Annotated in this window: 7 protein-coding genes; 6 read left to right on the top strand and 1 reads right to left on the bottom strand. The window is 35.2% G+C overall.

Annotated features, from left to right (window positions below):
* Positions 1-15: 15 nt before the first annotated feature.
* Complete coding sequence (gene rpmH, locus DN408_RS07215; protein WP_000831901.1) at positions 16-150, bottom strand: 50S ribosomal protein L34; 135 nt, start codon at positions 148-150, stop codon at positions 16-18.
* A 563-nt stretch (positions 151-713) separates the two neighbouring features.
* On the opposite strand from rpmH, the gene dnaA reads away from it, so the two are divergent.
* The 6 genes from dnaA to gyrA all read left to right on the top strand — a co-directional run bounded on the left by dnaA (position 714) and on the right by gyrA (position 9,384).
* Entirely contained in the window at positions 714-2,054 is a 1,341-nt protein-coding gene (gene dnaA / locus DN408_RS07220) for a chromosomal replication initiator protein DnaA (RefSeq protein ID WP_002016481.1), read from the top strand.
* A gap of 182 nt (positions 2,055-2,236) precedes the next feature.
* Positions 2,237-3,382 (top strand): DNA polymerase III subunit beta, encoded by a 1,146-nt coding sequence (gene dnaN, locus DN408_RS07225; protein ID WP_002130198.1) that lies wholly within the window; start codon positions 2,237-2,239, stop codon positions 3,380-3,382.
* A gap of 128 nt (positions 3,383-3,510) precedes the next feature.
* A complete protein-coding gene (gene yaaA / locus DN408_RS07230) occupies positions 3,511-3,723 on the top strand; it encodes a S4 domain-containing protein YaaA (protein WP_002016484.1) in 213 nt (70 codons plus the stop codon).
* 12 nt (positions 3,724-3,735) lie between these two features.
* Positions 3,736-4,863 carry a DNA replication/repair protein RecF gene (gene recF / locus DN408_RS07235; RefSeq protein ID WP_002016486.1) on the top strand — a complete coding sequence of 376 codons (1,128 nt, stop codon included), beginning with the start codon at positions 3,736-3,738 and terminating at the stop codon, positions 4,861-4,863.
* Positions 4,864-4,901: 38 nt separating this feature from the next.
* Positions 4,902-6,824 (top strand): DNA topoisomerase (ATP-hydrolyzing) subunit B, encoded by a 1,923-nt coding sequence (gene gyrB, locus DN408_RS07240; protein ID WP_002034986.1) that lies wholly within the window; start codon positions 4,902-4,904, stop codon positions 6,822-6,824.
* 88 nt (positions 6,825-6,912) lie between these two features.
* Entirely contained in the window at positions 6,913-9,384 is a 2,472-nt protein-coding gene (gene gyrA / locus DN408_RS07245) for a DNA gyrase subunit A (RefSeq protein ID WP_002016488.1), read from the top strand.
* The last annotated feature ends 188 nt before the right edge of the window (positions 9,385-9,572 follow it).

The following is a 9,572-nucleotide window of genomic DNA, read 5'->3' on the forward strand; positions in this document are numbered from 1 at the left end:
TGAACGATCAGTGGTCTACGCAGATAATACTTTTCTTCCTTTACGACGACGAGCTGCTAGCACTTTACGTCCGTTTGCTGTGCTCATACGGCTGCGGAAACCATGTACTTTGCTGCGCTTACGTTTATTTGGTTGGTAAGTTCTTTTCATTATATGACACCTCCCTGAGGAATATCTGTTAAAGACAGTCTAATAAATTATAGTAAATCAAATAGGAAAATGTCAATGGTTCTCGAAATTTTCATCAAATATTCATTTTTAACCTATTCACACACTTTTTCACAGTCCCTATATTTCCTTGTGGATAAATATATTTTCTCTTTTTTGTATCCACAAACTCTTTTTTTACTTTTACACAGTATATCGTATTGTGGACAAGTTTATTCCACAAGGTATTGATTTTGTGGATAACTTTCTTAAATTCATTGCTATAGCTGCTTTTTTTTGATATTATAGTTGTGTTTTCACTTTGAATAAGTTTTCCACACCTTTATTTTATCCACAATTTGTGCATAACATGTGGATAGTTTAAATCACATGTGAGTAAATAGTTGTCCACATGTGTTATTTTGTCGAAAACTCTATCTCGGATACTAACGACGTTTTTATATTTTAAAATACGTTTCGTATAAATATGCATTAGAAATATTTACAGGTTGTACAATTGTTGCGCAACCTTATTCTTTTACCATCTTTGTAAAGGAGGGACACCTTTGGAAAATATCTCTGATTTATGGAATAGTGCCTTAAAAGAATTAGAAAAAAAGGTAAGCAAACCAAGTTATGAAACCTGGTTAAAATCAACAACTGCTCATAACTTAAAAAAAGATGTATTAACTATTACAGCTCCAAATGAATTCGCTCGTGACTGGCTAGAATCTCATTATTCGGAACTAATCTCCGAAACACTTTATGATTTAACAGGGGCAAAACTAGCTATTCGTTTTATCATTCCCCAAAGTCAGGCAGAAGAGGATATAGATCTCCCTTCTGTTAAGCAAAAACACGCACATGATGAGTCTAATCACTTACCACAGAGTATGTTAAACCCAAAATATACATTTGATACATTTGTTATTGGCTCTGGTAATCGTTTTGCACATGCTGCTTCTTTAGCTGTAGCTGAAGCACCAGCTAAAGCCTATAATCCGCTCTTTATTTACGGGGGCGTTGGACTTGGAAAAACACATTTAATGCACGCAATTGGGCATTATGTAATTGAACACAACCCAAATGCAAAAGTTGTATATTTATCATCTGAAAAATTTACAAATGAATTTATTAATTCAATTCGTGATAATAAAGCTGTCGATTTTCGTAATAAATATCGTAATGTAGATGTCTTATTGATAGATGATATTCAATTTCTTGCTGGAAAAGAACAAACACAGGAAGAGTTTTTCCATACATTTAATGCGTTACATGAAGAAAGTAAACAAATTGTGATTTCAAGCGATAGACCACCAAAAGAAATCCCAACTTTAGAAGATCGCCTTCGTTCTCGCTTTGAATGGGGGTTAATTACGGACATTACGCCACCAGATTTAGAAACTAGAATCGCAATTTTACGTAAAAAAGCAAAAGCAGAAGGTCTTGATATACCAAATGAAGTTATGCTTTATATCGCAAATCAAATCGATTCAAATATTCGTGAACTAGAGGGTGCACTTATTCGAGTTGTAGCTTATTCATCTTTAATTAATAAAGATATGAATGCTGATTTAGCGGCTGAAGCGCTTAAAAATATTATTCCAAACTCTATACCTAGAATTATTTCTATTTCTGATATTCAAAAGGCTGTTGGGGGCGTCTATCAAGTAAAATTAGAAGATTTCAAAGCAAAAAAACGGACAAAATCCGTTGCATTCCCTCGCCAAATTGCGATGTATTTATCACGTGAACTTACGGACTCATCTTTGCCAAAAATAGGTGAAGAATTTGGTGGCCGCGATCATACAACAGTAATCCATGCTCACGAAAAAATTTCGAAGCTATTAAAAACGGATACTCAATTACAAAAACACGTTGAAGAAGTTAAGGATATTTTAAAATAGTAGTAGCTGAATAGTGTGAATAACTTAGCTTATTTTACGCACAGTCTATCCACATGTAGATAGACTGTTTTTACATCTTTAAACAGGGTTATCCACATATCCACAAGCCCTATTACTATTACTACTACTTTTTTATCTTTATTAAATAAATAAAATCTTATACTTACCGGAGGTTTTTCGTTATGCGTTTTACAATACAAAAAGACTATCTTGTAAGAAGTGTACAAGATGTAATGAAGGCAGTTTCTTCTCGTACAACAATTCCAATTCTTACAGGGATTAAAGTTGTAGCAACTGAAGAAGGAGTTACTTTAACAGGTAGTGATGCAGACATCTCTATCGAATCATTTATCCCAGTCGAAGATGCTGGAAAAGAAATTGTGGAAATTAAACAATCAGGAAGTATTATTTTACAAGCAAAATATTTTAGTGAGATCGTAAAAAAATTACCTAAAGAAACTGTCGAAATTTCTGTGGAAAATCATTTTATGACAAAAATAAAATCTGGAAAATCAGAGTTCAACTTAAATGGTTTAGATGCTGCTGAATATCCGTTATTACCACAAATCGAAGAACATCATGTATTTAAGATTCCAACAGATTTACTAAAGCACATGATTCGTCAAACAGTATTTGCAGTTTCAAGTTCTGAAACAAGACCGATCTTGACAGGTGTAAACTGGAAGGTATATAACAGTGAGCTAACTTGCATTGCAACAGATAGTCACAGACTAGCACTTCGTAAAGCAAAAATCGAAGGGTATAATATTGCCGATGAATTTCAAGCGAATGTCGTTATTCCTGGTAAGAGCTTAAGTGAATTAAGTAAAATTCTAGATGAATCTGAAGAAATGGTAGATATCGTTATTACGGAGTATCAAGTATTATTCCGTACAAAACATTTATTATTCTTCTCAAGATTATTAGAAGGAAATTATCCAGATACAACGCGTTTAATTCCAGCTGAAAGTAAAACTGATATATTTGTAAATACAAAAGAATTTTTACAAGCGATTGATCGTGCGTCGCTGTTAGCAAGAGATGGTCGTAACAACGTTGTTAAATTATCGACATTAGAACAACAGATGTTAGAGATTTCTTCGAATGCACCAGAAATCGGAAAAGTAGTAGAAGAGGTTCAATGTGAAAATGTAGATGGAGAAGAATTAAAAATATCTTTTAGTGCAAAATATATGATGGACGCATTAAAGGCTTTAGATAGTACAGAAATTAAAGTTAGTTTTACTGGAGCAATGAGACCGTTTTTAATTCGCACAGTAAATGATAATTCCATTATCCAATTAATTTTACCAGTCCGTACTTACTAAGTAAGGATTAAGGGTTGCTAGTGTAAAGGTACTAGTGACCCTTATTTGATTTGTGGGGTATTACTTTCCTAATGCTAGTTTATTTAGTACAATGAAAGAATGAACACTTTCAGAAAGTGAGCGATTTTATGAAACTTATTAAGATTTCAACAGAATACATTACACTAGGACAATTTTTAAAGTTAGCTGATGTAATTGATACAGGTGGCGCTGTGAAATGGTTCTTACAAGAATATGAAGTATACGTGAATCAAGAACTTGAAAATAGAAGAGGCCGAAAGTTATATGCAAATGATATTGTTGAAATTCCGGGAAGCGGAACTTTCCAAGTTCAGGCATAAAGGGGGATCCCTTTGTTTATTACAGAAATACAATTAAAAAACTATCGCAATTATGAGCATTTAGAGCTTTCCTTTGAGGATAAAGTCAATGTAATTATTGGTGAAAATGCGCAAGGGAAAACGAATCTGATGGAAGCTATTTATGTATTGGCGATGGCGAAATCTCATAGAACTTCGAACGATCGTGAACTCATTCGTTGGGATGAGGATTATGGTAATATAAAAGGTAGATTACAAAGGCGAAATAGTTCAGTATCCTTAGAATTAAATATTTCGAAAAAAGGTAAAAAGGCAAAGTTAAATCAGTTAGAACAACAAAAATTGAGCCAGTATATTGGTGAAATGAATGTTGTTATGTTTGCCCCAGAAGATTTAAATCTTGTAAAAGGAAGCCCTCAAGTACGAAGACGCTTTTTGGATATGGAACTTGGACAAATAGCTCCGGTCTATTTGTATGAATTAAGTCAATATCAAAAGGTACTCACGCAACGAAATCATTTACTTAAGAAGATGCAAGGGAATAGTAAAAATGAGGAAACGATGTTGGATGTATTTACACTTCAACTTATTGAGCATGGTGCAAAAATTTTGCGAAAACGTTTTGAGTTTTTGCATTTACTACAAGAATGGGCTGCTCCAATTCATCGCGGAATTAGCAGGGGATTAGAGGAGTTAGAAATCGTTTATAAACCAAGTGTAGATGTATCAGAATCAATGGATTTGTCGAAAATAAAGGAAGTATACTATGAAAGTTTTCAATCTGTGAAACAACGTGAAATTTTTCGGGGTACAACTTTACTTGGTCCTCATCGTGATGATTTACAATTCTTCGTTAATAGTAAAAATGTTCAAGTCTTTGGTTCACAAGGACAACAACGAACAACCGCACTATCCCTAAAATTGGCTGAAATTGAATTGATATACTCAGAGGTTAAGGAATATCCAATTCTTTTACTAGATGATGTGTTATCAGAATTAGATGATTATCGTCAATCGCATCTGCTAAATACAATTCAAGGAAAAGTACAAACCTTTGTGACAACGACGAGTGTCGAGGGAATTGAACACGAAACATTGAAAGAAGCGAAAACAATTCATGTAACGAACGGCACGGTAGATTGTGAAATAGACAGAAAATAATTTCTGTTTAAATGGAAAAGTAGGTGATCTTTGTGTCAATGGAACAAAAGCAAATGCAGGAAAATGCATATGATGAAAGTCAGATTCAGGTGTTAGAAGGACTGGAGGCAGTTCGAAAGCGTCCTGGTATGTATATTGGTTCTACAAGTGGAAAAGGTCTTCATCACCTCGTGTGGGAAATTGTTGATAACAGTATTGATGAAGCTTTAGCAGGATATTGTGATGAAATTAATGTCAGTATTGAAGAAGATAATAGTATTGTTGTAACAGATGATGGTCGTGGTATCCCTGTTGGTATACAAGAAAAAATGGGACGTCCTGCTGTAGAAGTTATTATGACGGTACTCCATGCCGGTGGTAAATTTGGCGGTGGTGGTTATAAAGTTTCTGGTGGTTTGCATGGTGTAGGTGCATCTGTTGTAAATGCTTTATCAACAGAATTAGAGGTATTTGTACATCGAGATGGAAAAATACACTATCAAAAATATGAACGCGGGGTCCCGGCTGCGGATTTAAAAGTAATAGGTGAAACTGATCGTACAGGAACGATCACACGCTTTAAGCCAGATTCAGAAATTTTTACAGAGACGACAGAATACGAATTTGATACATTAGCGACTCGTATGCGTGAGTTGGCGTTTTTAAATCGTAATATTAAATTAACAATTGAAGATAAGCGTGAACATAAGCAAAAGAAAGAATTCCATTATGAAGGTGGAATTAAATCATATGTTGAACATTTAAATCGTTCAAAACAACCGATTCATGAAGAACCTGTATATGTTGACGGTTCAAAAGATGGGATTCAGGTTGAGGTTGCTCTTCAATATAACGAAGGCTATACAAATCATATTTATTCATTTACAAATAATATTCATACGTATGAAGGCGGTACACATGAGGTAGGTTTTAAGACTGCTCTAACACGTGTAATTAACGATTATGGTCGTAAAAATAATATTTTAAAAGATGCGGATAGTAATTTAACTGGTGAAGATGTTCGTGAAGGCTTAACAGCAATCGTGTCAATTAAGCATCCAAATCCACAATTTGAAGGACAAACAAAGACGAAACTTGGAAATAGTGAAGCGAGAACGATTACAGAGTCTGTATTCTCAGAGGCGTTTGAAAAGTTCTTACTAGAAAACCCCAATGTTGCACGTAAAATTATAGATAAAGGGACTATGGCAGCGCGTGCACGTGTAGCGGCTAAAAAGGCTCGTGAACTAACGCGCCGAAAGAGTGCTCTAGAAGTTTCAAGTTTACCAGGGAAGCTAGCTGATTGTTCTTCTAAAGATCCAGCAATTAGCGAAATTTATATCGTGGAGGGTGACTCTGCGGGCGGATCTGCAAAACAAGGACGCGATCGTCATTTTCAAGCGATTTTACCACTGAAGGGTAAAATTATTAACGTTGAAAAGGCACGTTTAGATAAGATTTTATCAAATGATGAAGTTCGTACAATTATTACAGCAATTGGTACAAATATTGGTGGGGATTTTGCTATTGAAAAAGCTCGCTATCATAAAGTTATTATTATGACAGATGCCGATGTTGATGGTGCACATATTCGTACCCTATTATTAACGTTCTTCTATCGTTATATGCGTCAAATCATTGAGTGTGGATATATATATATCGCACAGCCACCGTTGTTTAAAGTACAACAAGGTAAAAAAATTCAATATGCTTATAACAATAAAGAACTTGAAAAAATACTAGCTGAATTACCAGCTCAACCTAAGCCCGGGATTCAGCGTTATAAAGGTCTAGGGGAAATGAATCCAACTCAGCTGTGGGAGACGACAATGGACCCAGAAGTACGTTCGTTACTTCAAGTTTCCCTTCAAGATGCAATTGAAGCGGATGAAACATTTGAAATTTTGATGGGTGATAAAGTAGAGCCGCGTCGTAACTTTATCCAAGAAAATGCAAAATACGTGAAAAACCTTGATATTTAAGTGAGTAATGACAGGAATCTAAGTATTCCTGTCTTCTACATATAAATCAATGTATGTGTAACGGAAATGTAAGAGGAGGTGCTCGTTGATGTCAGACAATCAACAACAAGCACGAATTCGAGAAATTAATATTAGTCATGAAATGCGTACCTCATTTTTAGATTACGCAATGAGTGTTATCGTGTCTCGTGCATTACCAGATGTTCGTGATGGATTAAAACCAGTTCATCGTAGGGTTTTATATGCGATGAATGATTTAGGAATTACAGCTGATAAAGCATATAAGAAGTCGGCGCGTATTGTCGGCGAAGTAATTGGTAAGTATCACCCGCACGGTGATTCAGCTGTTTATGAAACAATGGTACGTATGGCACAAGATTTTAGTCAACGTTACATGCTTGTTGATGGACATGGTAATTTCGGTTCTGTTGATGGAGATTCAGCGGCAGCAATGCGTTATACAGAAGCAAGAATGTCTAAGATTTCTATGGAATTAATACGCGATATTACAAAGAATACAATTGATTATCAAGATAACTACGATGGTTCTGAAAGAGAGCCAGTTGTATTACCAGCGCGTTTCCCTAACTTATTAGTCAATGGTACGACGGGTATTGCGGTTGGTATGGCAACAAACATTCCACCGCATCAACTTGGAGAAGTAATTGATGGTGTGTTGGCATTAAGTCATAACCCTGATATCACTATCGCGGAATTAATGGAATATATTCCTGGGCCAGACTTCCCAACTTCAGGTTTAATCTTAGGGCGAAGTGGAATTCGAAGAGCTTACGAAACAGGTCGCGGTTCTATTATACTTCGTGCTAAAGTTGAAATTGAAGAGAAAGCAAATGGTAAACAAACTATTATCGTAACAGAACTACCTTATCAAGTTAATAAGGCGCGATTAATTGAAAAGATCGCAGAACTAGTTCGTGATAAGAAAATTGAAGGTATTACAGATTTACGTGATGAATCAGATCGAAATGGTATGCGTATTGTTATGGAAGTACGTCGTGATGCCAATGCCAATGTACTATTAAATAATCTATATAAACATACAGCACTCCAAACAAGTTTCGGTATTAATATGTTGTCTCTTGTAAATGGAGAGCCACAAGTCTTAAATTTAAAACAAAATCTATATTATTATTTAGAGCATCAAAAGGTAGTGATTCGTAGACGTACTGCTTATGAATTAGAGAAAGCAGAAGCGCGTGCTCATATTTTAGAAGGCTTACGAATTGCTTTAGATCATCTTGATGAAGTTATTACTTTAATCCGTAGTTCAAAAACAGCTGATATTGCAAAACAAGGTTTAATGGAACGTTTCGGCTTAAGTGAGAAACAAGCGCAAGCGATTTTAGATATGCGTTTGCAACGTTTAACTGGATTAGAACGCGAAAAAATCGAACAAGAATATCAAGATTTAATGAAGATAATTGCAGAGTTAAAAGCAATTTTAGCAGACGAAGAAAAAGTTCTTGAAATTATTCGCGAGGAATTAGCTGAAGTAAAAGAGCGTTTTAATGATAAGAGAAGAACAGAAATTACAATTGGCGGTATGGAAGCTATAGAGGATGAAGATTTAATCCCAGAACAAAATATCGCAATTACACTTACTCATAATGGTTATATTAAGAGGTTACCGGCTTCTACGTACAAAACACAGAACCGTGGGGGACGTGGTGTACAAGGAATGGGTACGAATGATGATGACTTTGTCGAACATTTATTAACAACGTCTACTCATGATCATATTTTATTCTTCACAAACAAGGGTAAAGTATACCGTACAAAAGGATATGAAATTCCAGAGTATAGTCGTACAGCAAAAGGTATACCGATTATTAATCTATTAGGGGTAGATAAGGGTGAGTGGATCAACGCTATTATTCCAATTCGTGAATTTGGTGACGACCAGTTCTTATTCTTTACAACGAAACAAGGTATCTCTAAGAGAACACCACTTTCATCATTTGCCAATATACGTACAAATGGTTTAATTGCAATTTCTCTTCGTGAAGAGGATGAATTAATCTCTGTACGCTTAACATCTGGTGATAAAGATATTATCGTTGGGACAAGTAACGGTATGTTAATTCGTTTCAATGAGCAAGATGTGCGTTCAATGGGACGTAATGCGGCTGGTGTAAAAGCAATTACATTAGGTGATGAAGATCAAGTTGTAGGTATGGAAATTGTCGAAGAGGATGTAAATGTTCTAATTGTAACGAAAAATGGTTATGGAAAGCGTACACCGATTGATGAATACCGCCTGCAAAGTCGTGGTGGTAAAGGTCTGAAGACTTGTAATATTACAGATAAAAACGGTAAGTTAGTAGCGGTTAAGTCTGTAACAGGCGAAGAAGACATTATGTTAATTACAGCAGCAGGCGTTATTATTCGTATGCCGGTTGATCAAATCTCTCAAATGGGACGTAATACACAAGGTGTTCGTCTAATTCGATTAGAAGATGAGCAAGAGGTAGCGACAGTAGCAAAAGCGCAAAAAGATGAAGAAGAAGAATCTAATGAAGAGGATTCTTCTGAAGAGTAAGAGTGGGGATTTCTCCCCCTCTTATTTTTTTATAATAATACTTGCATAGCAATAGGAAAGTGTATATAATAGGAAAAGTCAGCAAATGAGAGATACAAGTTATCGAAAAAAACTTGTTGACGAAAATAATATACTATGATATATTATGAAAGTCGCTGAAACGCGATGTTGAACTTTGAAAACTAAAC

This window comes from Bacillus sp. AR13-1 (assembly GCF_008042285.1).
Lineage (GTDB): Bacteria > Bacillota > Bacilli > Bacillales > Bacillaceae_G > Bacillus_A > Bacillus_A mycoides.

Excerpts from the sequence above, each read along its gene's own strand:
- rpmH (WP_000831901.1), bottom strand. The coding sequence starts at position 150 with ATGAAAAGAACTTACCAACCAAATAAACGTAAGCGCAGCAAAGTACAT.
- dnaN (WP_002130198.1), top strand. The coding sequence starts at position 2,237 with ATGCGTTTTACAATACAAAAAGACTATCTTGTAAGAAGTGTACAAGAT.
- yaaA (WP_002016484.1), top strand. The coding sequence starts at position 3,511 with ATGAAACTTATTAAGATTTCAACAGAATACATTACACTAGGACAATTT.
- gyrB (WP_002034986.1), top strand. The coding sequence starts at position 4,902 with ATGGAACAAAAGCAAATGCAGGAAAATGCATATGATGAAAGTCAGATT.
- gyrA (WP_002016488.1), top strand. The coding sequence starts at position 6,913 with ATGTCAGACAATCAACAACAAGCACGAATTCGAGAAATTAATATTAGT.